We start from the raw sequence: 26,524 nt of genomic DNA on the forward strand, positions 1-26,524 counted from the left end.
GAAAGTAGCTTGGGCAAGCAGCTCAGGAAAGCGGTTTTGCCATGGGCGACCGTCGAAACGATGGACCGCAGCGAACGGGACTGCAGCCCAGGTGATGCTGTCCGGGGATACTCGCTCACATGTCTGGGCTCCCGGCGTTGCGCAGGGCCGGCCGCCGGACCAACCTGGCCCTCCTCCTGCTCCTCATGGGCGCGTTCGGCACCGGCTGGTTGGCGTTCGCCGCAGCCGCGCCGGTTCCCGCCGAGCTGGTCACCACGGCCCACGGCCTGCTCGGGCTCGGCATCATCGCGCTGGCGCCGTGGAAGGCGACGATCGTGCGCCGGGCCCGGACCTGGCGGCCGATGAGCCTGCTGCTCGCCGTCGCGATCATCGCGTGCCTCGCGGGTGGGTTCGCCCTCGTCTTCGTCGGGCCGGCCGGAGTTGCCGGGCTGACCGCGGTGCAACTGCACGTGGGCGGGGCGCTGATCGCCCTGCCGCTGCTGGTGGTGCACCTCGTGCGACACCGACGCCGCCAGGGGTTCCGCCGCCGCGACATCAGCCGGCGCGCGCTGCTGCGCACCGGCGCGTTCGCCGCCGCGACGGGTACGGGTTACCTGCTGCTGGAGGGCGTCGGCCGATGGACCGGATCCGCCGCCGCCGGGCGCGCACCGACCGGCTCGCACCAGATCGCGCCGTCCGAGGTTCCCGCCACGATCTGGCTGCTGGACCGGGTACCCCTCCTGGACCCGACCACCCACCACGTCGACGTCGCCGGCCGGCCCTTCGCCATCATCGACCTCGCTGCACTGGCGGAACCCGTCGACGTCCGCCTGGACTGCACCAGCGGTTGGTACGCCGAGGAGACCTGGACCGCGACCCGGCTCGATCGGCTGCTCCCCGCTACCGAACTGCGGGCTGCGGCCAGTATCGAGGTGGTCAGCGCCACCGGTTACACGCGCCTGTTCGCACCCTCCGACGCCGGTATCCTGTGGCTCGCCACCGCCACCGGCGGCCAGCCGTTGCGGCCCGGGCGCGGTGCTCCCGTCCGGCTGGTGGCCCCGGGGCGGCGCGGGTTCTGGTGGGTGAAGTGGGTGAGCGCGGTCCACCTGTCCGGCACGCCGTACTGGGCACAGTCACCGTTCCCCCTGCAGTGACCGCAGCCCGCTCCCGGCGGCTACCGCCGCTGCGCCTGCGCAACACCACCGGCAGCCAACTCGGCGCCCGCTACCCCGACCTGACCCACCGTCGCCACGGCCGCCGGACCTCCTCCGTTTCCGGTGGGCCTGGGGCGGTGACCATCAATGGTGAGGCGGCGGTGGTCCCATCGCCGTCAACCACATCCCGCCGAACAACCCGACAACAAGAGATGATCAGCGATCAGCGAGTCAGACCCATCCGCAGGTCTTGACAGGTGCTCTCCACCCGCGGCGCTCGGAGCCACCAGCCGGCCCGGTCGCTCCGTCCGAGCCGGTACCGACCGGCGGATGACCGTGCCCTCCACCGATCGGTGGAGGGCACGGTCATCTCCCGAAGGGCGCGATCGGTCGAGGGTCCGACGGCGGTGTCACGGCGAGGCTGAATGCACGCCGGGAACAGCCCGGACCCAGCCGAGCGAGGCACCCCATGAGCATCGATCTCCTTCCCCGACCCACGATCCGCACTGCCGCGACGCCGCGTGCGCACCGCCCCATCACCCACGTCATCGACCTCCCGCCGGTGTCGGCGGAGCACCGCCTCGCCGGCAGCCGCTTCACCCCGTTCCACCGCCTGATCGTCACCGGCCTGGCGGTGAACGCGCTCGTCGCACTCGCCGTGCTGCTCAGCGCCCCGAGTGCCGCCACCCTGTTCGTCACGACCATCACCGCCGCCAGCGTCAACATGGCCGCGGCCGTGCTGATCCGTCATCAGTACGTCGTCAACGCACTGTTCGCGGTGGCCACGAAGGCACCGCTGAGCTGGCCACTCCGGCTGCGGGCGGCGCTGGCGAAGGTCTACCAGATCGGTGGCGGCGTCCACGTCGGATGTGCGATCTCGGCGACCGGGTGGTTCCTGGCCTTCACCGCCGTGCTGCTGACCCAGCCGCAGCTCGGCGCCGTCGCCGGCGTGCACACCGCCCTCGTCTGCGTCGCGTTGACCATCGCGCTGGACCTCGTCGTCATCGCCGCCTGCGCCCGTCCGTCGATGCGGGAGCGGCACCACTACGTCTTCGAGTCCACCCACCGCTACGGCGGCTGGCTGGCACTGGCCCTGTTCGTCTGCCTGACCTTCCTGGTCGCGATCAGCACCGGGGGCGACGTCCTCACCACGTTGGCCGCCTCGCCCAATACCTGGATCCTCGTCGTGCTGCTGATCGGTGCGGCCATCCCGTGGCTGCAGCTGCGCCGGGTGCCCGTCGAGGTCTTCACGCCGTCGAGCCACGTGGCGCTGGTCCGCTTCCCGACCGAGAAGCGGCCTCGGACCGGCTCCGCCTCCCGGGTCGCCCGCACCCCGCTCGGCGAGTGGCACGCCTTCGCCAACATGATGACTCCGGACGCACCCGGCTTCCAGCTGGCCATCTCCCGCGCCGGTGACTGGACGTCCGAGCTCATCGCCGATACCCCCGACCACCTGTGGGTTCGCGGGGTCCCCACCACCGGAGTGGGCACCTGCGCCCGGCTGTTCACCAAGGTCGTCTGGGTCGCCACCGGCAGCGGCATCGCCCCGTGCCTGCCCCACCTGCTCAACGACCCGACCCCGGCGCAGCTGGTCTGGGTCACCCGGCACCCGGAGCGCACCTACGGCACCGAGCTGGTCGACCAGATCCTCACCGCCCAGCCGAACGCCGTGCTGTGGAACACCGACGAGGACGGCAAGCCCGACCTCGCCGAGCTGGCCTACAAGGCCTACCTCGAGAGCGGCGCCGAGGCCGTCATCTGCATCTCCAACAAGGCGGCCACCCTGAAGATGGTCAGCGAGCTGCAGCAGCGCGGCATCCCCGCCTTCGGCCCCATCTGGGACTCCTGAGCCTCACCTCTATCCGTCTGCCGCCGCCCCACCCGGGCGGCGGCGGACGCCGTTGCGCACGTTCCCCGCGACCGTCGTGGCTGCGCGCGTCTGGCACTGGTCCACAGGACAGCCATGATCAATCGCTTCCCACGCCGTTCCGGTCGAGCTCGAGCCCGGTCAGCACCTGGCTTGCGGTGCACTGCAGGTGCGATTCGAACGCCGCAAGCGCTTCGTCAGTCTTGCGTGCGACAGCGAGCGCCATCAGGTTCTCGTGTTCTTGGTCGACATCTCGGGTGCCATCGCTCACCCTGGCCGCGACACGCCGGTAGAGTTCACTGCCGTTCATCAAAGAGTTGCAGATGTCAAGCAAGTCAGGAATATCACAGGCCCCGATCAAGGCTTTATGAAACACCCGATGCGCGATGGCCCAAGCCTCGGGAGTTCCTCCCGCCCCTGGAGACCTTCTCGGCGTGCGCCGAAGCACATGGTGAGCGGCCACTACAGCCGACTCCCATTCGAAGTCACCGCGCTCGATCGACAGCCGTAACGCGTGACCCTCGATCAGGCAACGAATGGAGGTGAGATCAACAATACCTTTGGCTGTGACCTCAGCGACGGTGAAGCCCTGGTTGTAACGGGCGACAACCAACCGCTCGGCGGCTAACCGGCTCAGCGCCTCGCGCACAACACTCAAGCTGACGCCCCCGAAGCGCCCGCGCAACTCCAAGGCCTTCAGCCGCTGACCGGGCTGGAAGTCGCCGTTGAGTATCGCGCTCCGGATGCCCGCGTAGACGTCGGCGCCCAGACTCTCTGCCGTAGCGGTTCGCACCATGCCCCGATCGTACTATATGTTTCCGATTATCCCTAATTACTGGAATTATCGATAATAGTGCTCGCCGCGGAGCCTGACACGGCAGCGGGTGGCAGCCAGTGCGTTCAGGACGTGAGCCGCAAGGCAGCCACGGGGCAGACCCGCGTGGCCATCGTCGCGGACTCACGCTCACCATCGGAGATGTCGGGGCGATCGATGATCAGCTCACCGTCGTCGTCGAGATGTAGGTGCCCGGGGGCAGCTGCCTCGCACAGGCCGTGGCCTTCGCACCGATCGCGGTCGACTTCGATCCTCATGACTGCTTCCGTCCGCCCAGTTCGGCCGGCAACGCCTTGGGGCGCCGCATCTGCAAGCTCTCGATCGGCACCCAGTTGAATCCCTCAGCCAGGTGCAGGGCGGGGAACGTCGCGGCCATGACCTCGAGCGTCAACCGAGCTTCCAGGCGAGCCAGCGGTGCACCCAGACAGGAGTGGATTCCCGAGCCGAACGCGATGTGGCCGGCCGGACCCGGCCGATCGAGATCGTAGTCGAGTGCGTTCTCGCCCCACGATTCCTCGTCCCAATTCGCAGACTGGAGACTCACCACGACGCGGTCGCGGGGCATGACCGGGCAGCCTCCCAGATCCGCTTCCTTCGCCACCGTGCGCAGGGTGTACTGAATCGGTGAGTCTCGGCGCAACGACTCCTCGACGGCCGGCGTGGACAGCGCGGGATCCCCGACGAGGCGATTCCACCGCGCATCATCTTCCAGGAGCCGGTAGAACACATTGACGATGAGGCCGCTCGTGGTGTCGGTACCGGCGGCAATCAGCTGGCGTATGTGCTGGACGATGTCCTCAGCCGCAAACGGCGGGTCCTCGCCCGGGTAGAGAAATCCGTCGATCACGTCGTCGTGGCGCTCCCCTGACGTGCGCCGGGCGGCGAGCAGCTCGATGAGGTAATCACGGACACGTCCGGTCGCCTCCGGATTCTGCCGCGGCAGGTCCTGGTTGCCCTGGTCCGACCACTCCTGAATGGTCGACCAGTCGGCAGGAGGTATCCCCAGGAGGGTATAGACGGTACGCGCGGGCACCAGGTGGGCGACGTCGCTGAACAGGTCCACGGTCCCGCGATCCGGGAGGTTCCCGACGACGTCGTCGACGATCTTTCGGACTGCGGGTTCCAGCGACCGGAGCCCGGCAGGCGAGAACCATCGACGCAGGAACCGGCGAAGGGCGGTGTGCTCAGGAGGATCGATTCGCGTGATGAATTTGTAGTCGCCGGTCCGCTCCGTCGGGGCAGGCCCATCCTCGAGGATGAAGTTGAAGTGGTTCGAGTAGACAGCGGGGTCGAGCAGCACCTCTCGGCAACGGTCATCGGAGGCGACCACGTTGACATGCGGGTAGGGCTGCGATACCGGGCACGACCGCCGGGCGGCGCTCAGGGTGGTCTCCGCATTGTGGTTGTCAGCGATGCTGAGAGGATCGAAAGGCGTGGTGGTCACTGGCTACTCCTCAGGGGCAGTCGCCCCGATCGTCCATCCGACCGGTGCTCGTCGGTTCCCGGTGGTGTGGGGGCGGGTTGCTCCGATGTTGTGCCCAGGTAGGCGGCGATGACTTCGGGGTTCGAGATGACGTCCTTGACCGCGCCGACTTCGATCATCTCGCCGAAGTTCAGCACGGCGATGCGCTCCGATACCGCCATGACCAGGCTCATGTCGTGATCGATCAACAGCTGGGTGCAACGGCCGCTGGCGCGGATGCGCTGGAGAAGCTCCACGATCTCGACGGTTTCGGCTTCGTTGAGCCCTGCGGCAGGCTCGTCGAGCAGCAGCAGTCGAGGCCGGGTTGCCAAGGCACGAGCGATCTCGATGCGCTTCTGAATTCCGTACGGTAGCTGTCCGACGACGACGTGCGCGTACTGCCCAAGGCCGAGGAAGGTGAGAATCTCCAGGCAGATCTCCCTGTGCAGGCGGTCCTCCCGGCTGGCCCGACCGATCCACACAAGGTTCGACCACGTACCCGCGCGCATCAGCGGGTGGCGTCCCATGAGGACGTTGTCCAGGGCTGACATCGCCGGCTGCAGGAGCAGGTTCTGGTAGGTCCTGGCCACGCCGATGCGTACGAGCTCGTGCGCGCGCATCTGCGAGAGCGTGTAGACCTTCCCGTCGATGGAGAGGCGAACTTCTCCCCGGTTCGGCCGGTACACCTTGGTCAGCACGTTCACCAGGGATGTCTTCCCAGCCCCGTTCGGCCCGATCAGCGCCATGATCTCGCCCGGATACACCTCGAGGCTGACATCGCGAAGGACGTGCGCCCCGCCGAATCGAAGATCCACGGACTCGACCACGAGGCCCGCTGCGGCCTGCGTGTCTAGCGATACCACGGCAGATCGCTCCCCTCGACCGCTTGCGCGGTTGCTGTGCCGAGAGCCCTGTTCTCACCGGGCGATGAACCGAGGTAGAGCTCGGAGAGCTGCGAATCGTCCATCAGCTGTTTCTTCGTCCCCGCGCGGACGACTTCTCCTCGACTCAGGACGTATCCGAAGTCGGCCAGCGAGAGGGCGAGTGAGACGTTCTGCTCGACGAGCAACATCGAGAGGCCTTCACGATGCAGTTCCGTCAGCAGCGCGGCGACCTCGTGGGTTGCCTGCGGTGAGAGCCCCAGGCTGGGCTCGTCGAGCATGAGAAGTCTGGGCGAGCCGACGAGTGCCCTGGCGATGGCGACGATCTGTTGCTGCCCACCCGACAGCAGGCCCGCCTGCTCTTGGGCCCGAGCTCGCAGCAGGGGGAAGCGGTCCATCATCGCCGCGACGGCGTCGTTGCGAGCCCGCTTGCTCCTCAGCGTGGCAGCCCCGGTCAGCAGGTTCTCGCGGACGGTGAGGTTGACGAAGATCCGTCGGCCCTCCATGACCTGGCGGATCCCGAGCCCGACGGCCCGTACCGGGTCACGCCCGGTCAGGACGTTGCCCTCAAGGGTTGCGCTGTCGGCGGTCATCGATCCGCCGTGCTGGGGCAGCAGTCCCGATACGGCCCGCAGGAGCGACGACTTGCCGGCGCCGTTCGCGCCGAGGAGCGCGACCACCTCTCCCCTGCCCACGTTCAGGGTCACACCGCGAAGGGCGCGGATCGATCGGGCGTAGGTGAGGTTCAGTCCCGCGATGGCCAGCAACGGCTCGGCGAGCCTCGTCGAGTGCGCCTGCGCGAGCTCGGGTGTTCTCACGGACTCTTCGGTCATGTCTTCGCCCTCCCGATGAGGCGACGTGCTCGTCGCGCGAGGCGCTGGTGGACACCGGCAAGGCCGGCGGGCTCGAGGACCGTGATCACGACCAGGAGAAGCCCGTACAGGATGGCGGTGGCTCGTTCCGGGGTGAGCCCCGAGCTGCTGATGGACACGAAGGGCAAGACATCGGCATAGATCTTCACGACTTCGGGAAGGGCGTAGACCACGACGGCGCCGGCGATGGCCCCGTAGACCGACCCCAGTCCACCGAGGACGATCACCGCGATCAGGTTGATCGACATCGCGATGCCGAACTGCTCCCAGGAGATGAATCCCTGTCGGCTCGCGAGCAGGCCACCGGCGAGTCCGCCGAGTACAGCCGCATAGATGAAGGCGATGGCTCGATACCGGGCGGGGTCGATTCCGAAGGTGCGGGCGCCGATGGCGGAGGTTCCCGTCATGTACAGGGCTCGACCTGTGCGGGATTTGAGCAGGTTGGTGGTGGCTACCGTCGTCAGGAGAAGGATCATCGTGGTGAGGGTGAGGAAGACGGAGTCCACAGGCACGATGACCCCGGCCAGGCGCAGCGGCGCGTTCAGGTCGTGTCCGGCGACGGTGATCGCATCCAGTTGCAGGCCGGCGCCGCCACCGGTGAAGGGTGTCGCGACCTGGAAGACGTACTGCGCCAGGAAGCTCAGACCGACCGTGATGATGGCGATCTGGATCCCGGACAGTTTCCCCGCGATGGGAGCCGCAGCGAGTCCCAGTACTCCGCAGACCAGGATCCCGAGGATCATGGCGGGCAGCAGGTCCAGCGCGGCGGTCTTCACGAAGTACGCCGTCACGAACGCGCCGGCCCCCACGAACGCCGACGACCCGATGCTCACCACACCGACGGGGCCGGCCAGGACCGTCAGCCCCTGTGCCGCGATCGCGAAGGTGAAGGCGGTGATGGCGACGTTCATCAGGGATCCCGGGCCGACGGCGAGGAGGCCGACGAGGATCGCCGCCATGACAACGGGGCCGGCCCAGGGGCGTCCGCCGGTGCGACGTCCGAGGGGTACAGCGGGATCGGTGGATCTGGTCACGGTGGGGACCACCGAGCTAGCGGTCATGCCCTCGCCACCTTCCGAACCCCGAACAGGCCCTGCGGCCGGATGAGCAGCACGACCAGCATCGCCGCGTACGGAACGATGAGATAGAAGCCGCTACCCAAGAAGGGTGGCTGGTAGATCAGCGCCAGCACCTCGATGTAGCCGACGGTGATCCCACCGACGAAGGCACCGCGCAGTGACCCGATCCCGCCGAGCACCGCTGCCGGTAGCGCCCGGAACGCCCACGCGTAGTTGGACATGTCGAGGTTGCGTGGCGACGCACCGACCAGGATCCCGACCAACGCTGTCAGCGCGGCGGCGATGATCCAGGCGACGGCGAGGTTTCGACGAATCGAGATGCCCTGGGCGAGGGCAACCTCACCGTCCTCGGCGCAGGCCCGCATCGACAGTCCGAAGTTGCTCCAGCGGAAGACCGCCGCGAGGATCAGGCCCACTGCAGCGGTGACACCGATGATGACGATGTCCGCCGAGGCCACCGTGTCGCCCCCGGCGCTGATCTGACCCGTGCCCGGCAGGCCGACATCGAGCACGTTCAGGCTCCAGTGATCGTTGGAGCTCAGCAGCGACCGCACGGTCAGATCCACGCCGATCGTGGCGATCACCAAAGCGTCGGGGTGCGCCCGGATCAGGGGCCACGCGACGGTGCGGTAGACGACGAAGGCGAGGACCGCGACGAGGCCACAACTGATCGCCACGGCGATCACGAACGGGAGCCCTGCTCCTGCGGTGCCCAGCTGATAGGCCAGATAGCCGCCCAGCAGCAGGAACGCGCCCAGCGCGAGGTTCAGCGACCGCGACACCTTGAAGATGAGGGCATATCCGCACGCGAGCAGGGCGTAGATGCACCCGACCGCGAGGCCCGAGACGACGGTGCCCATCAGCCGCTCGCTTCAACCCGCTGAGCCGAGCGTACGGGAGTGCGCAATGTCCCCAACCGGGAGATCTCGACCTCGACGACGTCCCCGTCGCCGAGGAACACCGGCGGGTCACGGAAGAGCCCCACCCCTCCTGGGGTTCCCGACACGATGACATCACCAGCGTTGAGCTCGGTGAAGGTGGTGATGTAGGCGATCAGCTCGGGGATCGTGAAGATCAGCTCGCCGACCCTCGCCGACTGGCGCACCTCGTTGTTCACCCGCGTCTCGAGGAGGAGGTCCTCGACCTCACCCACCTCGTCGGCGGTCACCATGGCCGGCCCGAAAGCGCCCGTGCCGGTGAAGTTCTTCCCCGGTGTCCACTGGCCGCTGTGCTTCTGCCAGTCGCGCGCACTGAAGTCGTTGTAGGGCGCGTAACCAGCGACGTAGCTGAAGGCATCAACCACGTCGACATGGCGCGCGGACCTGCCGATGATCACCGCCAGCTCGCCTTCGTAGTCGAACTTCTCGACGACGGCGGGAATCGTGACCGGATGACCGGCCCCGATCTGGGTATCGGCGAATCGCGTGAAGATCGTCGGCTTCGCATCCGGCGCTCGGCCGCTCTCGTCGCGGTGGCTCTTGTAGTTGAGCCCGACGCAGATCACCTTCGCCGGGCTGACGATCACGGGAAGCAGGTCGACGTCGGCAATCTCGACGTCGGGACGGCGCCCCTCGGTCACACGCCTGATCTCGGGCAGGGCCTCATGGTGGAGGACTTCCTGGATCGAGTGGTACGGGGTCGCCGCGCGGCAGTCGATGACGGCACTGCCCACGAGCCGGCCGAAGGACTCCTGCCCGGCGTGCCGGTAGCTCACGAGCTTCATGGTGTACCTACCTGATTCTCTCGCACTTGGCTTTCTCTCGTCTGGCACACGCGCGCCGCCACGCTGCGGCGGGCACACCGATCTTCGGAGGACTAACGGGGCGCCCGGGCGGCCGAACCGGGCGGCGCCAGCGCCTCGATGTCGGTGAGCGCCTCGACGAGCACCGGGCCGTTGGTGGAGAGTGCTCGATCGATCGCGGACGGCAGGTCAGCGGCCTTCTCGACGGTGATGCCCAACACGCCCATCGCGTTCGCGACGCCGGCAAGGGAGACGTCGTGGAAGTGCCAGAGCTCGTGGTGTCGCCCGTGCAGCTCTCCCCCGTAGGCGAGGGTGTAGTTGTGAATCTCCTGGTTGAGCGCCTTGTTGTTGTTCACGACGACGACGAGGGGGATGTTCCACCGGGCCGCTGTCTCCAGCTCGCCGATGTGGTACCAGAGCCCTCCATCACCGGTGACCAGGACAACGGGTCGTTCCGGCTGTCCGATCTGAGCTCCGATGGCGGCGGGTAGGCCCCACCCGAGTGACCCGGCGGCCCGGAGATAGGACTGGCCGGGGTGCAGTAGATCGAGGTAGCCGCCCGTCCACATGCCGGAATGACCGGTGTCGGTCACGACGATCGCATCATGGGGCAGGCAGTCGGTCAGCTCGGCCATGAGCCGCTCCGGGCGCATCGGCACGGCATCTGCTGTCACGTGGTCAGCGACCTCGCTGCGCCAACGCTCGACCAGCTGCGCTGCGCGTGCTGCCCACTCGTCTCGGGAGTCACCGGCGTCGCGACGCAGTTCGGCGGCGAGCTGGCTCAGCCCCACCTTGGCGTCGGCAACGAGCGCGACGCTGTCCTTGAAGTGCCGACCGGGTCGAGTCGGGTCGATGTCGAGGTGGATGACCGGCGTCGACAGCTCCGGGACCGACCACATCAAGGTGACCTGGCTACCGGTCTGGCTACCCACGTAGAGGACCAGGTCCGCCTCGAGGAGTGCCTGGTTGGCGCTGGGCCGGGAATAGAGCCCGGGGACGCCGACGGCGAGCGGATGCAGCGCGGGGAAGACGTCCTTGGCGTTCATCGAGGTGGCGACCGGGGCACCGAGGGCCTCCGCGACCGCCAACAGCTCGGACCCTGCCCCCGACCAGCGCACCCCACCCCCAGCGACGATCACGGGCCTGCGCGCGGCACGCAGGCGAGCGACGGCGTCCGCCAGTGCCCCCGGCTCGATCGCTGTCCGCACAGCAGGGACGCAGCGCGTGCCCGCAACGATCTCCGGGGCGTCGAACTCAGCGGTGTCGAGCTGCTTGCCGGCATGACCCTCGAACTCCAGATGCACCGGGCCGGGCATGCCGGCGGTGGCGATCCGGAATGCCGTGTCGAGCATGTCGGGGAGGCGTTCGACGTCGGGAACTGACTCGCTCCACTTCGTCAGGTTCCGGAACTGGGGAAGGTCGACGATCTCCTGGTAGTAGTGGCGTCCGCGGGAGTACTGGAACGGTCCGCCGGTGATGGCGAGCACGGGCGACCCTCCCAAGAACGGGTCCCGCAACCCGGCCGCAAGATTGGAGGCGCCGATGTTCTGGGAGAAGCAGACGCCCACTTTCCCGGTGGCGCGGGCGTACCCGTCGGCCATGTAGACAGCGGCCTTCTCACCGTGGGTGACGATCCGCTTGATGGCGGTCCGTTCCTCCATTTCCACGAGGGTGCGGCTGAGAATCGTCGGGACGAGGAACACTGCGTGTACCCCGTAGGCATCGAACGCTTCGGCGAGGTATTGACCGCCGGACTTCAGTGCCACTGTGTCTCCTTCTCGACCGAGGCGACACCGAGTCGCTCCCAGGATTCGTGTAGTAATCCGCGAACCTGCTCCTGGTCGACGCCGACCAGCGCGCCGTGCCGCTTTCGGATCACTCCCCGCACCAGCACGGTGTCAACGTTTCCGGGATTCGCCGCGAGCGTGACCGATTCCAGCCAGCGGCCCGGTCCGATCATGTTGATATCGGTGGTTCGCAGCAGGATGATGTCGGCATCCAGACCAGTGGCGAGCCGGCCGACGCGATCTTCCAGGCCGAGGGCCCGCGCACCGGACACGGTCGCGAATTCGAGCAGATCAGCGGCCGACGGCGCCGGGTAGCGCTGCGCGAACTCAGGTGACAGGCCTGCCTGCAGTTGGTGGCTGTGCAGCGCCGCGCGCATGACCCCGAACAGGTCACCGCCCGCCGCGACCTCGACGTCGACTCCGAGACCGGGCCGCAGACCCGCGCGCCTCATGCGCGCCAGCGCGGGTGCACCCAGGCCTGGCATGACCGTCTCGATGGCTGCTGTCACGCTGGCGCTGGTACCGGCCTCGGCCATCATGGCGAACTCGTCGTCGGTGCAGCGACAGCAGTGGACCAGGGTCATGTCGCGGCCGAGCAGTCCCGCCGTTGCCATGCTTTCGACATCGCCGGGATGGACGCCGTCGCGTGGCGCAGAGCCTGCGTGAACGGAGATGGCGAGCCCGAGGTCGCGGGCGCGTGCCAGGTCGGCTGCGAAGATGTCGGGACTCGACATGCCGGGGCCGCGCAGGTGCGCGTTCATCGTGACCAGGGCGCTGTCATCGGGGAGGAGTTCTTTCCGTGCGCGCTCCATCTGGGCCGGGTGGTGGCGTGTGCTGCCCTTCATGTAGTCGCTGCTCGAGGGCCATCCGTAGGCGAACTTCGCCCGGATCCCGGCGGTCTGGAGTGCAGAGACCGCGGCCGTGGTGTGGTCCCAGCTGTTCTGCACGTGGGACTCGTCGCGCACGGTGGTGATGCCGGCGTCCAGCGCGGTCAGCGCTCCGAGGAGGTTTCCTGCGTACACGTCTGCGGGCGTGTAATGCGGTGCCAGGCGCATCTGGAAGTCCGTCATGTACTGCTGCAGCGTCCACCCGAAGGCGGTGGCGCGCATGCCGGTCTGCCACATGTGGCGGTGGGTGTCGATCAGGCCCGGTAGGACGAGCATGCCGGTGGCGTCGATGTCATCGGGCGAGGCGCCGGGGAGCTCGGGCGCGATGTCGACGATGACGCCGTCCTGCACGCGGAGATCGGCACGGTGGGCGTCGGGTTGCTGTGCCTCGAGGATGAGGCCACCGCGAATGGTGTAGGTCATGCTCCACTTCCGGCTGACGGTGAGGTGTCGTCGTCGATCGCAGCGGCAAGGTCGCCGATCAGGCCTTCGATGCCGCCCGGTGGGCGGGCTACGCCGAAGACGTAGTAGTCGGGCCGGATCAGGACCGCGTCGGTGTCGTGAGTATCGAAATATGCGGTGTAGACACCATCGATGTCGGCCAGCGTGGTGTCGTCGTTCGCATTCGCGGAGAACCAGTGCACCCGTACATCGAGACGGTCCAGAACGGCGCGGGTCGAGGTGGAGAGCGCAGGGCGTGGATCGTCGCCGCGGACGAGGAGGATGAAGCCGTGTCCCACCACATCGTGGAGCAGGCCCTTGGTCGAGCGGTCACTCACGACACCCTGCGGTGAGAAGTCACCGGCAGGCGGCCAGGGATGGGTACCGTCGCGGGACTGCAGAACCCCGGTGCTCAAATTGGGGCGCGGGAAAGACGGTGCCTCTCCCGACAGGATCCGCGCATCGCGTTCGGCCGCCGCTGCTGGATCAAGGATGCAGGAGATGCGTCCGACAGCGACGGAGTTCTCGATCCACTGTCGGGCGTGCGGTTTGCGTTCGGTCTCGTAGGCGTCCAACAGCGTCGCGGGCGCTCGCCTCCTGAGCACGAGGTCGAGCTTCCAGGCGATGTTGGCGGCGTCGCGGACCCCCGAACAGAGGCCTTGACCGAAATGAGGGGGCATGGTGTGTGCGGAGTCGCCGACGAGCATCACGTTCCCGCGACGCCAGGAATCCGCGAGCTTCGCTTCGAAGCGGTAGACGACCTGGCGGACGATCTCCATATCGTCGGGGGTGAAGCCTCGCGCGTTCAACAGTTTCCAGGCGGTCTCGGGTCGCTCCAGCTCCGCCCAGGTCTCGCCGGGCAGTGCGGCGTACTCGAATCGGTGGTGGCGCTTGCCCAGCGGGCCGACGTAGGCAGGACGGGCGGGATCACAGAACTGTCCGTCCGGGTCGAAGCGCAGCGGCCGGAGGAGTTTGACGTCGATGTCGAGCCAATCCTCGCTGAAACCGAGGTCGGTCTGTGCCAGCCCGAGACTCTCCCGGATCGTGCTGCGCGCCCCATCCGCACCGAGCAGGTAACGCGCATGCAGCGAGCCCGTCTCGTCGCTGTCGTGGCGACGAATCGTCAACGTCACTCCGTCATCGCCCTGGTCGCTGACGCCCTGGTCGCTGACGGAGGCGGCCTCCCAGCCCATCAGCAGCGTGACGTTGTTGGCGCATCGGGCGAGAGCGGCGTGCAGGGCGTCCTCGAGGACCGGCTGATACATCATGTAGTCCGAGAGGAATCCCGAGATGCTGTCGCCGCGCGTGAACGACAGGAGCATCTCCCCGCGGCCATTCAGCCAGCGGTAAACCGGGTTGGTCACCCCGTCATCGATGAGCGCCTGATGGGAGTCGATGCCCTGGAGAACGCGCATCACTTCGTGGTCGACATGGCCCGCCCGCGGCAGTCCGTAGGGCTGGGGGTGGCGCTCCACGACGGCGACCCGGTGTTTGTTCCTACCGAGAAGCGCCGCTGTGACCAGCCCCGTCGGCCCGCCACCGACAATGATCACATCGAACTGCGAGTCCGGGGTCGCGTTCTGTGCAGCTGGGAGCGACGAGGTCATGGTCTACCCGCACCTTTCCTTCCGGGGTGGACAAGGTCCATGCGCCCGTTGCTGATGCCCCGGCCGAGGCGCTCGGGTGTCGTGTCGGCCGAGCACAAGAGGAGATCGTCGCGCTCGGCGCCGACGAAGACGCAGGCCACAGCGGTCGCCCCGGGCGAGGGGATCTCCATCAAGATCTCTCCCGCCGGCGAGAGACGAAGGAACTTGCCGGCCCGGGTTGCCGCTACCCACAGAGCCCCCGCCTCATCCAGGCAGATTCCGTCGGGCCTGCACTCGAGTTCGGCCACCGTGGTCCGCGCCTCGAGCGAACCGTCTTCGGTGACGGCGAACCGAGTGATGCGCTGACCACGCGTCTCGGCAACGTAGAGAACGGTGTTGTCGTCGGTGATCGCCAGCCCGTTGGGAAAGGCAAGGTCCTCTGCGACGACCCGGGCTGAGCCCCCTTCGGACCAGCACACGAGCCGACCAGCGCCTTCCGCTTCGCCAATCCCCGGCCGGAAACCGGTGTCGCCCACGTAGGCGCGGCCCCGCGAATCGACGATCATGTCATTGAGCAAGCCGCTGACAAGGGGTGCCAGGTCGGCGACCTCGATGACCGAGCCTGCGACGACCCGGTTGAGCTTCGCGTCGAGGGCGGTCGCCATCAGCACGCCTGCATCGGGGAGAACCCCGATCCCGGCAGGCCTGCCAGGGACTGCCGCGATGACCTCTATCGCACCAGCAAGGTCGATGGTCTTGATCGTGTAGTCGTGCACATCCGAGAACCAGATCCGATCGGCATGCCAGCGTGGCGACTCGGGATAGACGACCGCACGGGTGAGATCAGTGATCGCCAGGGGTTCGGACGGCGGAACGGCTGTCGTCTGTGTCAATGGAGATCCGCCATCAGCTCGGTCAGATCATCCGGGCGGATGAAGCTCGGCGGCGGTGGCGGACCCCAGTCGTATCGCGCCCATTTTCCCTCGAACACCTCTGGCTTCCACAACTGATCCTCGAGGATGCAGTCCATGTCCGAATAGTATTCAGAGAAGTTTCCGGCGGGGTCGCGCAGGTACCAGAAGAAGTTCGATCCCACGTGATGTCGACCGAGCCCCCACACGTGTCGGGAAGGATCCACTTCCAGCATGGCCGCAGCTCCGCGACCGATCTCGTCGATGTCGTCCACCTGCCACGATGAATGGTGGAAGAAGTTCACCGGTGCCGACTGCACGAGAAGGTTGTGATGTTCTTCCGAGCAGCGCAGGAAAGCTGCCCGGCCCTTGATCTCGTCGCTGATGAGGAACCCGATGCCCTGCATGAAGAACGTCTGGGTACGGTTCTGGTCCAGCGACCCCACCACGACGTGGCCGAGTTGGCGCGGCCGCACCGGGTCGGTCCTGCCCAGACTGCCGGATCGACCGGTGCCACGCACCGGGTTGCCCGGTGTGTTGTAGTGCCGCTCCTCGACGAGAGGTTGCTGGCGGCGCGCGGCGGCCACCACGGTGGCCCGTACTCCGGATGCGTCCTCGACCGCCGAGAGCTCCGTCGCGGTCCGGTCGAACGCGATGTCGAGCCGGCTCAAATTGGTGGCGATCCGGTTGAGGTCATCGGCGTCGTCACACTCGATCCGCAGTTCCTCCAGCCTGCGCCGTGGTGCGCGCCGAAGCAGCAGCTGCTCCCCGCCGTCGGTGGTGGCCAAGCCGCCCGTACGGGTGCGACCGAGTCCGAACTCCTCGTAGTAGCGGGCGGTGTCCGCGACATTGGGCACACCGAGGGTGATCGACTGAAGGCGGTGGAGCGCCAAGGAAATTCTCCCTCTCTGTCAGGGTCTGCCTGCCGTATGGGCCGACTTCTACTTCTGTGCCGTGGCGGCGTAGTAGCTGGGGATGAACTCAGCGGCGCTGTAGGGCGCAACCACCTTGAGCCCACCGGGAACCGACGCGTCCGGAGCAGCCATCGCGGTGGCGTGGAACGGCACCCCGGCAACGACTCCGTGGGAGTCGAATTTGATGTCGGGGGTACCTACTCCGGGGATGCTGAGGCCGCCCAAGGCGGCCGTGATTCCGCCACGGGTGAGCGTGTTGGACTTGGTCGCGTTCGTCAGCGCACCGTAGATGAACAGTCCCGCTTCCCACCCGACCAGCGCCGAGGGGTCGGTGGCGACGTCGGAGTGGCGTGCGGTGATCTCACGTTGCGCGAGTTCGATCGCGGGCCCGCCTGATTGGAATATCGGTCCGCCATAGGAAAGAACGACCTTCTGCTGGAAGGCCTGGCTGATCGGCAGCCGGAAAACCGTCGGGGCGAAGGCGCCCTGGGTCCCCAGCCAGTCCCACGTGGCGCCCGCGGCCTGTGCTTCACCGAAGAAGGTGATGGCCGCGCCGGGCTGGTTGCCCATCAGCACAACGTCCGGTCGTGCCGCCTGGATGGCCGCGATCTGGCCCGCGAAAGTCTTGTCCGTTGCCGCGAAGGTCTGAGTCGCCACGACCGTGAACCCGGACGCCTGCGCGGTCGCTTGCGCCGCCCGCACCATCGCATCACCACTGGCTCCTGACTGAGCCAACAGGGCGACCTTCGCGCCAGGGTGGTTCTGCGTCTTCACGTACCAGGTGAGCGCGTTGATCACCTGGTCCTCGATCGTCGGCCCGAGGTAGAAGATGTTGGGCGGCTTCTCCGCGACCGAGGCCGCATTCGACATCACCGCCATGCAGTCCTGCACCGCCAGGGGCGCCAACGCCGAGCTGATCGCGGAGCCGAACGCGAGCGGCACTGCAGCGACCGAATCGCGAACAGCGCGGTACTCGCTCAAGGCCTTCTGCGTGTCATAGGCCGAGTCCTGCACGTCCAGGTCGACCTTGCGACCGCCGAGCGTGTTGAGCTTCTCGTTCGCGTAGGCGAGGTACGCGTCGAGACCCTTGTAGAACGGAATTCCCCCAGAGGAGACCGGGCCCGACAAGTCACTGATCGCCGCGAGCTTGATCGAGGTGTCCGTCACGCCAGACGTGGAAGCGCACGCTGCCGAGTCAGCGCCCGGCTGAGATCCACCGTTGCTCGCGGTGACGCTTCCGCACGCGGCGAGGGTGAGCGCGAGGGCACCCACGAGCGATGTCCTGATCGACTTCACTGTCAACCTTCCTTGGACCTGTCCCAGGCTGTCGCCGACCCGGGCAGGCCCTCGAGCGGGCGTCCGAGTCCCGGCGTCGCCGACGGTGTGTTGGGCTGCGCACACTGTCCAGCACAGGAATCGACGAGTCAAGGGTCTGTCGTAGTGTTTGCTAGATTATCGATTCTTAGGCTTGAGGCCACGCCAGAGGCCGGCCCACGCCTCGAGGCGGGCCCAACTGATGACCAGGGAGAAGACCCATGACGACGAGCGTCCTGGTGGTAGGCGCCTCGATCGCCGGCCTGCGGACAGCCCAAGCACTGCGCAGCCACGGCTTCGAAGGACGTCTCGTCCTGGTCGGCGACGAACCCCACCTGCCCTACGACCGGCCACCACTGTCGAAGCAATTCCTCACGGGCGGCCGCGATGCCGCGAGCCTGGAGCTGGTGTCCGAGCGCGACGCCGAGGATGCCGGCATCGAGCTACGGCTGGGCTGTCCAGCGGTGCGACTTGATCTGCCCGGGCAACAGGTAGGCCTCGAGGACGGAACGCATCTGGCCTACGACAACCTGGTCGTCGCCACGGGTGCCGCGGCGCGCCGACCGTCCTGGTTGCCACCCTCCGGCACCCACGTGCTTCGCAGCCGGGCAGACGGCGAAGCCCTCGCCGCCGATCTGCGTCGCCCCGGTCCGGTCGTCGTCGTCGGTGCCGGTTTCATCGGATGCGAAGTTGCCGCCACCGCACGATCACTGGGGCACGAGGTCACCATCGTCGATCCCCGGCAAGCGCCGATCGGCCGCGCGGTGGGCCCTGAGGTCGGGCACTACCTGACCGAGCAGCATCATCGCCATGGCGTTGTCACGCGCTTCGGTGTGGGCGTCGACAACGTCGACGGCCACGCAGGTGATCTGCGCGTTGACCTCAGCGATGGCACGCACCTGGGCGCAGCGACGGTCGTCGTCGGCATCGGAGCAGTGCCCAACGTCGCGTGGCTGGCCGGTTCCGGGCTCGAGATCGACAACGGGGTCCTGTGCGATCAGCACTCCCGCGCGCTGGGCGCGCAGGACGTGTTCGCCGTGGGCGACGTCGCGCGCTGGTATCACCCCCGCCACCAGAAGCACGTCCGAGCCGAGCACTGGACCAACGCTGTCGAGCAAGCGTCATGCGTGGCCCACAACCTCCTCCACCGTGGCGACCTTCGCTCCTACCAGCCCGTGGAATACGTGTGGAGCGACCAGTACGACTGGAAGATCCAAATCGTCGGCATGCCGAGTCTCGCGACCGGGGTCCAGTTGGTCGGCAACTGGACCGGAAACGATGCCCGCGCTGCCGCTCTGTATGCGGATGCAACGGGCCGACTGTGCGGTGCGCTGACCGTCAACTGGCCCCAAGCCCAGGTGAGAAGTCGTCGGATGATTGCTCGATCCGCGACCTTCCCCGAGTCGCTCCAGCAGATCACCGATTTGAGGCCGTCGGCGGCCATCGCCGCATCGAGTTCAGAAACTCAACCCCGATAGCCCACCTCCGACCTACGATCAGGCCACACCCCACTCCTCGGAGAGATCACCACCTCGTGATCACCTTCTGGAATCGGCATGTCGCAACCAACGACGGGCCGATCGGCGCAGTAACTCGCCACGAACAGCTCATGTCGCCACGCCGACGATGTGCAGCCGCACTGCGGTGCTCGCGCTCATGGGCCTCCTGCGGCGGCGGGTCACCGAGACACCGGTCTTCGTGGCACACGTCGAGGCGACCGAGGAGCGGTAAAGCTTGTGCGCGTGAACGGTCTGCCAGTAGCTGCCTGCGTTCGAGCGTTGTTGATCACAGATCGGTAGTGGCACTCAGATCAAGGGCCAGACTCGCCATCCCGTCACCGACAACGACGAGGTCAGCTGGCGCCGGTCCTGCAGAAGGGGCTCGAACACGCCCGGTGGTCGACAGCGGGTATCCCAGTGCCGTCCACCTGATTCATCGATCTCCCACAGTCGGAGGGTGGCATCGTCGCCGCCGCTGATGGCGACCACACGACCGTCGAGAACGGTGGTGACGACGGCCACGACCGAGCTGCTGTGACCGGTGAGTGGAGGTCCGATCTGCAAACCGCTCCCCAGGTCCCAGACCCGCACTGTGCCGTCAACGCCGCCTCACCACCACCACCACCGGCACTGGCCGGGCGGGCGGGCGGGCGGTGGGGAGGTCAGCACGTGGGTGACCTCGCTGTCGATCACACCGTGTCGGTGTTCGCGCGCACCAACTTCGCCCCCTCGCCGAGCCGGCACTGGTCAAGTCCGAGCGGCGCGCAGGCCACGAGGTGCAGATCAACCGGTTCCGGGACAGCTGAACGGCTGCCGGGCGTACCGTCACCCGCTTCGCTGGAGGCACCCTCGGGGCGTGCCTGACCACTGTTCGTTGGTGGTCGCGCACCGGACCAGGCTCCCGATCCTGTCCGCCTGTCTCACATGTCCAGGCCGCCGTTGACCGAGATGACGCTGCCGGTGATGTAGCCCGCGTCGTCGTCGACGAGGAACGCGACCGCGCGAGCGATCTCGCTGGCCTGCCCGAGCCGACCGACCGGGACCCCCTTGAGCAGCTTGGCGAGCACCTCCTCGGGGAGTGCCGCCACCATCTCGGTGTCGACGAACCCCGGCGCCACGCAGTTGACCGTGATGCCCTTGCGGGCGACCTCCTGCGCCAGGCTCTGGCTCAGCCCGAACAGGCCGGACTTGGACGCGGCGTAGTTGGCCTGGCCGATCCCGCCGGTCTGCCCGATCAGCGAGCTGATGTTGACGATCCGGCCGAACCCGCGCTCGATCATGGTCTCCAGCACGGCCTTGGTCATGTAGAACGCGCCGGAGAGGTTGATCCGCAGCACCGCGTGCCAGTCGTCGACCGACATCCTGCGCATGGTCTTGTCGACGGTGATGCCGGCGTTGTTGACCAGGTGATCGATGCGCCCCTTCAGCTCCAGCACCTCCCCCGCCACCCGGAGGCAGTCCTCGGGCGAGCCGACGTTGCCCTGGTGCACCGAGACCGAGGCGCCCTCGGCGATGAGCTTGGCCGCGAGCTCGTCCGCAGCCTCGCGGTGGGACGAGTAGCCGGCGGCGACGTGCACCCCGGATCGGGCCAGGTTCGTGGTGATGGCAGCGCCGATCCCGCGCGCTCCCCCCGTCACGATGGCTACCCGTTGCTCGTTCGTGTGCTCGGACATGATTTCTCCGTCCTCATAGGCATTCAGGTGGTTGCTGGTGACTCACGTGCCGAGGGTGCGGGCGATCCCGCGCTGCACCGCGTCGGCCAGGTAGGGCCGGAGCCGCTCGGCCGAGACGATGACGTCGACAGAGCCCATGCGCTGTGCGCGCTCGATGCTGTGCGTCGTGTCGAACTCGTCAGCGACCGTGCCGAGCATCTTCGAGCGCACAGTCGGGCGAACCGACGCCAGCTCCGCGCGCAGCCGAGCCGCCTCGACCTCGTCCCCGGTGGCCACCGCGGCGGCGATCGCGGCCTCCCGGTCGGCGATCCGCGGGTCCGCCGCAGTCCGCTTGGCGACCACACCGGCGAAGACGACGGCCGCTGCCGGTGCCCCGCCGATCACCGAGGCGTAGGAGCCCTCGACGGCGGCGACCTCCATGTTGTCGTTGAGGGTGCCGGAGAACACGACGAACGCGCCGCCGTGATAGCGCGAGATCACGCAGAACACGATCGGACCGGCGAAGTTGACCATCGCGCGGCCGATCTCGGCGCCGTACTCCAGCTGCAGGCCGCGCAGCGACTCCGGGGAGCCGTCGAAGCCCGACAGGTTGGCCAGCACGACGAGCGGGCGGTTGCCGCTCGCCGCGTTGATCGCCCGCGCTGTCTTCTTCGACGACCGTGGGAACAGCGTTCCCGCGGTCCACTGGGCGGGCCCGTCGACCGGCGGGATCCCGGTCCGCGGCAACGGCCGCGACTCGATGCCGATCAGCGCGATCGGCTGTCCGCCCAGGTGCGCGTCGAGCACGACGACGGACTCCGCGGAGTGCATGTCGGCCCACCGCTCCAGCGTCGGGTGGTCGGCGTCGGCGACACCACGCAGCACCGAGCGGATGTCGAACGGCTTCTTGCGCTCGCCGTTCGACCCGTCGGCGAAGATCTCGCCGAGCCGGGTGAACTCGCAGCCCGGACCGGAATGCGGGGACGAGCGGATGTCCCGTTCGACGGGATCAGTGGTGTCCGCGGGCCGCGGGAACCGCTCACCCGGCGCGGTGAACGTGTGCGTGTAGTGGGCGAGCAGCACGTCGACGGCGCCGGACAGGTCCGGTGCCCAGTACTGCGCCTGCCCGTTCGGACCCATGATCCGGTCGTAGCCGCCGATGCCGAAGTTGTCCTCGGCCGATACCCCGCCGGAGTAGTCGAGCGACTGCTTGCCGGTGAGCACCATGGTCGAGTCCGGTGTCATGACCAGGATGCCCCTGGTGTGCATCAGCATCGTGGCCTCGGCGTTCCAGTACGGCTGAGCCCCGACGGTGATGCCCGTGACGACGACGTTCATCTCGCCACCGCTCTGGGTGAACTCGATGATCGAGCGCAGCACCCGGGAAACCCAGTCCATCGTCTCGCTGCCGGAGTCCATGGCGATCTTCGCTCCGGCCGACACGGCGAACCATTCCACCGGGACGTCGAATCGCCTGGCCAGCTCCACTGCCGCAAGGACCCTGCGGCACTCCGGCTCGGCGATGGCGCCCGGCGCGATCGTCGGATCACCGAGCAGGACGACCCGGGTCATGCCCTCCGGATAGCGGCGCGTGGGCGTCGTGACGACGCCGAGCACGATGTTGGCCGTGTTCCCACCGGGCGCCCGATCGACCGGAACCGGTGATCCGGCCGCGTCGAGGTCGTACTCGGTGAAGATCCCCGGTGCGCCAGCACGATCGGGCGAGCGGGTGATCAACGGGACGAGCTCGTAGGGATACGTCGCGCCGCGGCGCCGGGCCTTGATCACCTTCTGCGCGTAGGAGTCCAGCTCGCGCATGGGCCGTGCCGCTGGGTCGGTGATCCGCAGCGTCAGCCCGGCTCCCGGTGGCCGCGACATCCGCAGCATCTGCTCCCGGGGTGGTCCGCTCTGGTTGTCGGGATCGGCCGTCCGGAACTGCACCAGCACCTGCTCGAGGCCCAAGGCCTCGGTGCGCGGGGCGAGCGAGCGGACGATCCGATCGAGTTCGGGCAGCGGGACGTCGACGACCGGCCAGACGTAGAGCTTGACGCGGTTCCACTCCAGCTTCGCCATCGCCGGATCGGCGGAGCGAGCCGCGCGCAGGCTGTCCAGGCAGGCGTCGAGTACATGCTCGAGCTGCGGCAGTCCGCGGATCGACCCGTCCTCGGCGCGCAGCGTCGTCAGCTCGCGGACGTCGGCGAGCGCGATGAGACGCCGGTCGTCCGGGACGTCGCGGCCCCGAGCGTGGAACAGCTGCACGTCGGCAACGGCAGGCAGCCGGGTCAGCGAGAAGGCCGACAGCCGCCACAGGTCGAGTCGCTCGGCGACCATCGGGTGCATCCCGCGCAACGTCCGGTCCTCCGCCTGCCCGTCCGGGCCACCCCGGAACGTGAACCAGGTGGGCCCACCGTCCTCACCGTCGGGACGGCGGACGGCGACCGCGACGCGTGCGACCGCCGACGGGATCGTGGTGCCCAGCTTCTCGTGGATCCGCTCCGCGCGGGCGTCCAGGTCGCTCTCCAACAGGTCGGACCCATTGGCGTCGGAGGTGACGTAGACGTCGACGAGAGCGGTGCGACCGGCGGGCAGCGCCGCGACGAGCCGGTGCAGGTCCGAAGCGTCGGCGGCCATGGCGTCGGAGCGCGACACCGTGGCCAGCACGGTGTAGTCGTGCCCGCCGTGGCTGTACTGCGCGGTGAGCAGCGGACGGCCGTCGCGCACCGTTGCCTCGACGTGCTCCAGCGGCCGGATCCGGTAGTAGCGCCGGGTCATCACCTCGAGCATCGCCGCGTGGTGACGCTCGGCGAAGACACCGAGGATCGGCTCCCCCGATGCCACCATGGCATCGATCTGCGCGGCCCGGGTATCGGGATCGGGCGAGAGCCGGTCGAGCTCCGCACCCACGCGGCGCTGCACCTTCGATCGCTCGCCGGCGATCAGCGGGGCGTCGAAGCAGCGGTAGCGGACCTGCCGGGCGAGATCACCGATCACCGGGTGGCGCAGCTGGGTGGCCGCAACCAGGTGGTCGAGCACCTGCCGGTAGGCGTCCCGGGCCGCAGCGGGCAACGACTCCGGATGGTCCAGCCGCCACCGCAGCAGGTCCGAGACAACAGGTACATGTGCGGCGGCACCGCGGTGGGCGAGGTACATCCGATAGAGGGCCGGGCCCAGGTCCGGTCCTGGCTCGAGGTCGGTGACGCCGTAGTGGGCCAGCGCCCGGCGCAGCTTGATCCGGAACGACTCGGGAAGGCCCTCGGCCTCGGCGTCGCGGGAACGCAGGTAGGCGTTCAGATACTCCTGCGGGTTGCGGGCAGATTCGTCGGCGGCGACCGCCTCGTCGGACACCCTGCGGTTGCGCGACAGCGCGCAAAGATCGGCGAAGATCCGCAGTACGTCGATCTCGCCGGCGAGATAGCCCGGGTCGTCGATCGGCAGGTCCTGGCGCACGGCGGCCACGCCGCTCGACAAGGACCGTGCCCCCTGTTCGTCCACGTAGAAGCCCAGCACCAGCGACCGCAGCCCGGACAGGACCTCGGTCCCAACCGCGGAGCGGCCCGCTGCGGCCGCGTCCAGCAGCACACCCAGGTCGGCCCGGACCCCCGCATCCGGCTCGTCGTTGCCGTCGCCACCGGTGGCCGGCTCCAACCGGACCAGCTTGGTACCGGCTTCGACCTGTGTGTTGGCGTCGGCCAGCACCTCGGCGACACGTCCGGCGACCGGCGCGCGCAGCACCGTCTCCAGCTTCATGCTCTCCACGACGGCGACGACATCGCCTGCGGCAACAACGTCGCCTGCCTCGACCCGGACGGCCACCACCATCGCCGGGGCGGGCGCGCGGACCAGGCCGGCCTCGCCTCCTGAGATGCGGTGCTCCGCGCCCTCGACCTCGATGAGGAAGTCGGCGCCCTGCGCGACCGTGAGCACCGAGAACGTCCGGCCCCCCACGGTCAGCCTGCGCTCGAACCGGCCGGTCCGCTCGACGTCGACGTCGAGTGCCTGCACTACTGCGCTGCCCCGGGCGGTCGGCGCACCGAGTGCCACCCGGTAGCGGGATGGCCCGGATCGAGCCACCCGCAGTCGATAGGCCTGACCGACGGCACGGACGTCGACCTGGAACCAGGAATCGCTGCCAACCTCGGGTCGGCCACGCTCGGCGGAACTGTAGAGCCGCTCCTGCTGACGGCGCTCGTGCGCATCGTGCGCCGCGACGGCAACGGCCAGCAGCGCCACATCGAAGCGCTGGGCCGGGGCGTACCCGTCGGCCATCAAGGTGTCGAGCCACGTCGTGTCGATCTCGCCGGAGCGGAACGCCGGCCGGTCCAGCAGGTCGAGCAGGAAGGCCTTGTTCGTGGTGCCGCCGTCGATCACGGCGACGGTCTGGCGCAGCGCTCGGCGCAACCGCGCACGGGCCTCGGAACGGTCGCTGCCCCATGCGATCACCTTGGCGATCATGGAGTCGAACTGCGGCGGGATGTCGTCCCCCGCGGCCACGCCGGTGTCGACCCGGATGCCGGGGCCCCCGGGGAGGGCGAGGTGCTCGATGCGCCCCGGTGCCGGAGCGAAGCCCTGCTGCGGGTCCTCGGTGGTCAGCCGTGCCTCGATGGCGTGCCCGGACGCGGCCGGCGCAGCGGCAGCGAGCTCGGCCAGCGTCCCGCCTGCGGCGATGTGCAGCTGCAGCTTGACGATGTCGGTGCCGGTCGTCATCTCGGTGACCGGGTGCTCGACCTGCAGCCGGGTGTTGACCTCGAGGAACGACAGCTGCCGTTCCTTCGGCTCGAAGAGGAACTCCACTGTTCCGGCGTTCGTGTAGCCCGCCAGGCGGATCAGCTCGGCCGCGCTGCTCCGCAGCTGAGCCGCCAGCTCAGCGTCCAGTGCCGTCGAGGACGATTCCTCGATCACCTTCTGGTTGCGCCGCTGCACGCTGCAGTCACGCATGCCCAGCGTCCATACGGTGCCTGCGGCGTCGGCGACGATCTGCACCTCGACGTGCCGGCCACCGCGGATGGCGCGTTCCAGGAACACGGTGGCGTTCCCGGACGTCGACAGCGCCTCAGCGCTCGCCCGCGTGAAGGCGTCGGCGAGCCCGTCGGCTTCGGTCACCAGGCGGATGCCGCGCCCGCCGCCGCCTGCGGTCGCCTTGACCATCAGCGGGTAGCCGATCTTCTCGGCCTGTTCGCGAGCGTGCTCCAGATCGGCGACCGGGCCGCCGCTCCATGCCGCGAGCGGCACGCCGGCCCGCTCGGCCAGGTGCTTCGCCTCGATCTTGTCCCCGAGCAGCCGCATGACCTGCGCCGTCGGCCCGACGAACGTGATCCCCATGCGGTCGCACAGCTCGACGAACTCCGCCTGCTCCGAGACGAAGCCCCAGCCCGGCCACACCGCATCGGCCCCGCAGGCACGCAGTGCCCGTTCCAGCTCGGCGTGGTCGAGATAGGGACCGGGGCCGAATGCACGGTCCCCGCCGGTGTCCGGAGGGCCGATCAGCACCGACTCGTCGGCCTCCCGGACGAACATCGCCCGCCGGTCGGCCGCCGTGTACAGGGCGATCGTGGTGAGCGGGGACCGATCCTCCTCGTTCCACTCGCGAACCGCGTTGATCAATCGCATCGCCGGCTCGCCCCGGTTGACGATGGCGATTCTCTGCAGTGTCGTCGGCATCGGGG

At 68.2% G+C, this 26,524-nt stretch carries 20 protein-coding genes; 3 read left to right on the forward strand and 17 right to left on the reverse strand.

Annotated elements, in window-relative coordinates; all coding sequences use genetic code 11:
• Positions 1 to 119: 119 nt before the first annotated feature.
• Complete coding sequence (locus ACFPFQ_RS06795) at positions 120 to 1,133, forward strand: molybdopterin-dependent oxidoreductase (protein WP_379615871.1); 1,014 nt, start codon at positions 120 to 122, stop codon at positions 1,131 to 1,133.
• A gap of 469 nt (positions 1,134 to 1,602) precedes the next feature.
• Positions 1,603 to 2,982 (forward strand): hypothetical protein, encoded by a 1,380-nt coding sequence (locus ACFPFQ_RS06800; protein WP_379615873.1) that lies wholly within the window; start codon positions 1,603 to 1,605, stop codon positions 2,980 to 2,982.
• A 118-nt stretch (positions 2,983 to 3,100) separates the two neighbouring features.
• Here ACFPFQ_RS06800 and ACFPFQ_RS06805 read toward each other — a convergent pair whose 3' ends face one another.
• The 14 genes from ACFPFQ_RS06805 to ACFPFQ_RS06870 all read right to left on the reverse strand — a co-directional run bounded on the left by ACFPFQ_RS06805 (position 3,101) and on the right by ACFPFQ_RS06870 (position 17,692).
• Positions 3,101 to 3,796: a GntR family transcriptional regulator gene (locus ACFPFQ_RS06805; RefSeq protein ID WP_379615875.1), complete on the reverse strand. Its 696-nt coding sequence runs from the start codon at positions 3,794 to 3,796 to the stop codon at positions 3,101 to 3,103.
• A 104-nt stretch (positions 3,797 to 3,900) separates the two neighbouring features.
• On the reverse strand, positions 3,901 to 4,092 hold the full coding sequence (locus ACFPFQ_RS06810) for a ferredoxin (RefSeq protein ID WP_379615877.1): 192 nt from the start codon (positions 4,090 to 4,092) through the stop codon (positions 3,901 to 3,903).
• Entirely contained in the window at positions 4,089 to 5,279 is a 1,191-nt protein-coding gene (locus ACFPFQ_RS06815; RefSeq protein WP_379615879.1) for a cytochrome P450, read from the reverse strand. Before ACFPFQ_RS06815 ends, ACFPFQ_RS06810 begins: the two co-directional genes overlap by 4 nt.
• The gene (locus ACFPFQ_RS06820) at positions 5,276 to 6,112 is read right to left on the reverse strand and encodes an ABC transporter ATP-binding protein (protein ID WP_379615881.1); all 837 of its coding nucleotides are present in this window, start codon (positions 6,110 to 6,112) and stop codon (positions 5,276 to 5,278) included. Before ACFPFQ_RS06820 ends, ACFPFQ_RS06815 begins: the two co-directional genes overlap by 4 nt.
• A gap of 35 nt (positions 6,113 to 6,147) precedes the next feature.
• Positions 6,148 to 6,945: an ABC transporter ATP-binding protein gene (locus ACFPFQ_RS06825; protein WP_379615883.1), complete on the reverse strand. Its 798-nt coding sequence runs from the start codon at positions 6,943 to 6,945 to the stop codon at positions 6,148 to 6,150.
• Between the two features lie 62 nt (positions 6,946 to 7,007).
• A complete protein-coding gene (locus ACFPFQ_RS06830) occupies positions 7,008 to 8,111 on the reverse strand; it encodes a branched-chain amino acid ABC transporter permease (protein WP_379615884.1) in 1,104 nt (367 codons plus the stop codon).
• Positions 8,108 to 8,989, reverse strand: a complete 882-nt coding sequence (locus tag ACFPFQ_RS06835) for a branched-chain amino acid ABC transporter permease (protein ID WP_379615886.1) — start codon at positions 8,987 to 8,989, stop codon at positions 8,108 to 8,110. The genes ACFPFQ_RS06830 and ACFPFQ_RS06835 overlap by 4 nt, the downstream gene beginning before the upstream one ends.
• On the reverse strand, positions 8,989 to 9,930 hold the full coding sequence (locus tag ACFPFQ_RS06840) for a fumarylacetoacetate hydrolase family protein (RefSeq protein WP_379615888.1): 942 nt from the start codon (positions 9,928 to 9,930) through the stop codon (positions 8,989 to 8,991). The genes ACFPFQ_RS06835 and ACFPFQ_RS06840 overlap by 1 nt, the downstream gene beginning before the upstream one ends.
• 14 nt (positions 9,931 to 9,944) lie before the next feature.
• A complete protein-coding gene (locus ACFPFQ_RS06845; RefSeq protein WP_379615890.1) occupies positions 9,945 to 11,636 on the reverse strand; it encodes a thiamine pyrophosphate-binding protein in 1,692 nt (563 codons plus the stop codon).
• A complete protein-coding gene (locus ACFPFQ_RS06850; protein WP_379615892.1) occupies positions 11,627 to 12,967 on the reverse strand; it encodes an amidohydrolase family protein in 1,341 nt (446 codons plus the stop codon). Before ACFPFQ_RS06850 ends, ACFPFQ_RS06845 begins: the two co-directional genes overlap by 10 nt.
• Positions 12,964 to 14,592, reverse strand: coding sequence for a bifunctional 3-(3-hydroxy-phenyl)propionate/3-hydroxycinnamic acid hydroxylase (locus ACFPFQ_RS06855; protein ID WP_379615894.1), 1,629 nt, complete (start codon positions 14,590 to 14,592; stop codon positions 12,964 to 12,966). Before ACFPFQ_RS06855 ends, ACFPFQ_RS06850 begins: the two co-directional genes overlap by 4 nt.
• Positions 14,589 to 15,464: an SMP-30/gluconolactonase/LRE family protein gene (locus ACFPFQ_RS06860; RefSeq protein ID WP_379615896.1), complete on the reverse strand. Its 876-nt coding sequence runs from the start codon at positions 15,462 to 15,464 to the stop codon at positions 14,589 to 14,591. The genes ACFPFQ_RS06855 and ACFPFQ_RS06860 overlap by 4 nt, the downstream gene beginning before the upstream one ends.
• Entirely contained in the window at positions 15,461 to 16,375 is a 915-nt protein-coding gene (locus ACFPFQ_RS06865; RefSeq protein WP_379615898.1) for a dioxygenase, read from the reverse strand. Before ACFPFQ_RS06865 ends, ACFPFQ_RS06860 begins: the two co-directional genes overlap by 4 nt.
• 48 nt (positions 16,376 to 16,423) lie before the next feature.
• The gene (locus ACFPFQ_RS06870; RefSeq protein WP_379615900.1) at positions 16,424 to 17,692 is read right to left on the reverse strand and encodes an ABC transporter substrate-binding protein; all 1,269 of its coding nucleotides are present in this window, start codon (positions 17,690 to 17,692) and stop codon (positions 16,424 to 16,426) included.
• Between the two features lie 239 nt (positions 17,693 to 17,931).
• Here ACFPFQ_RS06870 and ACFPFQ_RS06875 point away from each other — a divergent pair, with 239 nt between their 5' ends.
• Complete coding sequence (locus ACFPFQ_RS06875; protein WP_379615902.1) at positions 17,932 to 19,188, forward strand: NAD(P)/FAD-dependent oxidoreductase; 1,257 nt, start codon at positions 17,932 to 17,934, stop codon at positions 19,186 to 19,188.
• Between the two features lie 327 nt (positions 19,189 to 19,515).
• Here ACFPFQ_RS06875 and ACFPFQ_RS06880 read toward each other — a convergent pair whose 3' ends face one another.
• The 3 genes from ACFPFQ_RS06880 to ACFPFQ_RS06890 all read right to left on the reverse strand — a co-directional run bounded on the left by ACFPFQ_RS06880 (position 19,516) and on the right by ACFPFQ_RS06890 (position 26,468).
• Positions 19,516 to 19,800, reverse strand: coding sequence for a hypothetical protein (locus tag ACFPFQ_RS06880; protein ID WP_379615904.1), 285 nt, complete (start codon positions 19,798 to 19,800; stop codon positions 19,516 to 19,518).
• Between the two features lie 329 nt (positions 19,801 to 20,129).
• Positions 20,130 to 20,882, reverse strand: coding sequence for a beta-ketoacyl-ACP reductase (locus ACFPFQ_RS06885; protein ID WP_379615906.1), 753 nt, complete (start codon positions 20,880 to 20,882; stop codon positions 20,130 to 20,132).
• A 42-nt stretch (positions 20,883 to 20,924) separates the two neighbouring features.
• Positions 20,925 to 26,468 (reverse strand): carboxyl transferase domain-containing protein, encoded by a 5,544-nt coding sequence (locus ACFPFQ_RS06890; protein WP_379615908.1) that lies wholly within the window; start codon positions 26,466 to 26,468, stop codon positions 20,925 to 20,927.
• Between the last annotated feature and the right edge of the window lie 56 nt (positions 26,469 to 26,524).

Source organism: Pseudonocardia sp. GCM10023141, assembly GCF_042653605.1.

Coding starts and splice junctions, on each gene's coding strand:
- ACFPFQ_RS06890 (WP_379615908.1), bottom strand. CDS start 26,468: ATGCGATTGATCAACGCGGTTCGCGAGTGGAACGAGGAGGATCGGTCC.
- ACFPFQ_RS06885 (WP_379615906.1), bottom strand. CDS start 20,882: ATGTCCGAGCACACGAACGAGCAACGGGTAGCCATCGTGACGGGGGGA.
- ACFPFQ_RS06855 (WP_379615894.1), bottom strand. CDS start 14,592: ATGACCTCGTCGCTCCCAGCTGCACAGAACGCGACCCCGGACTCGCAG.
- ACFPFQ_RS06830 (WP_379615884.1), bottom strand. CDS start 8,111: ATGACCGCTAGCTCGGTGGTCCCCACCGTGACCAGATCCACCGATCCC.
- ACFPFQ_RS06835 (WP_379615886.1), bottom strand. CDS start 8,989: ATGGGCACCGTCGTCTCGGGCCTCGCGGTCGGGTGCATCTACGCCCTG.
- ACFPFQ_RS06795 (WP_379615871.1), top strand. CDS start 120: ATGTCTGGGCTCCCGGCGTTGCGCAGGGCCGGCCGCCGGACCAACCTG.
- ACFPFQ_RS06875 (WP_379615902.1), top strand. CDS start 17,932: ATGACGACGAGCGTCCTGGTGGTAGGCGCCTCGATCGCCGGCCTGCGG.
- ACFPFQ_RS06800 (WP_379615873.1), top strand. CDS start 1,603: ATGAGCATCGATCTCCTTCCCCGACCCACGATCCGCACTGCCGCGACG.
- ACFPFQ_RS06850 (WP_379615892.1), bottom strand. CDS start 12,967: ATGACCTACACCATTCGCGGTGGCCTCATCCTCGAGGCACAGCAACCC.
- ACFPFQ_RS06805 (WP_379615875.1), bottom strand. CDS start 3,796: ATGGTGCGAACCGCTACGGCAGAGAGTCTGGGCGCCGACGTCTACGCG.
- ACFPFQ_RS06810 (WP_379615877.1), bottom strand. CDS start 4,092: ATGAGGATCGAAGTCGACCGCGATCGGTGCGAAGGCCACGGCCTGTGC.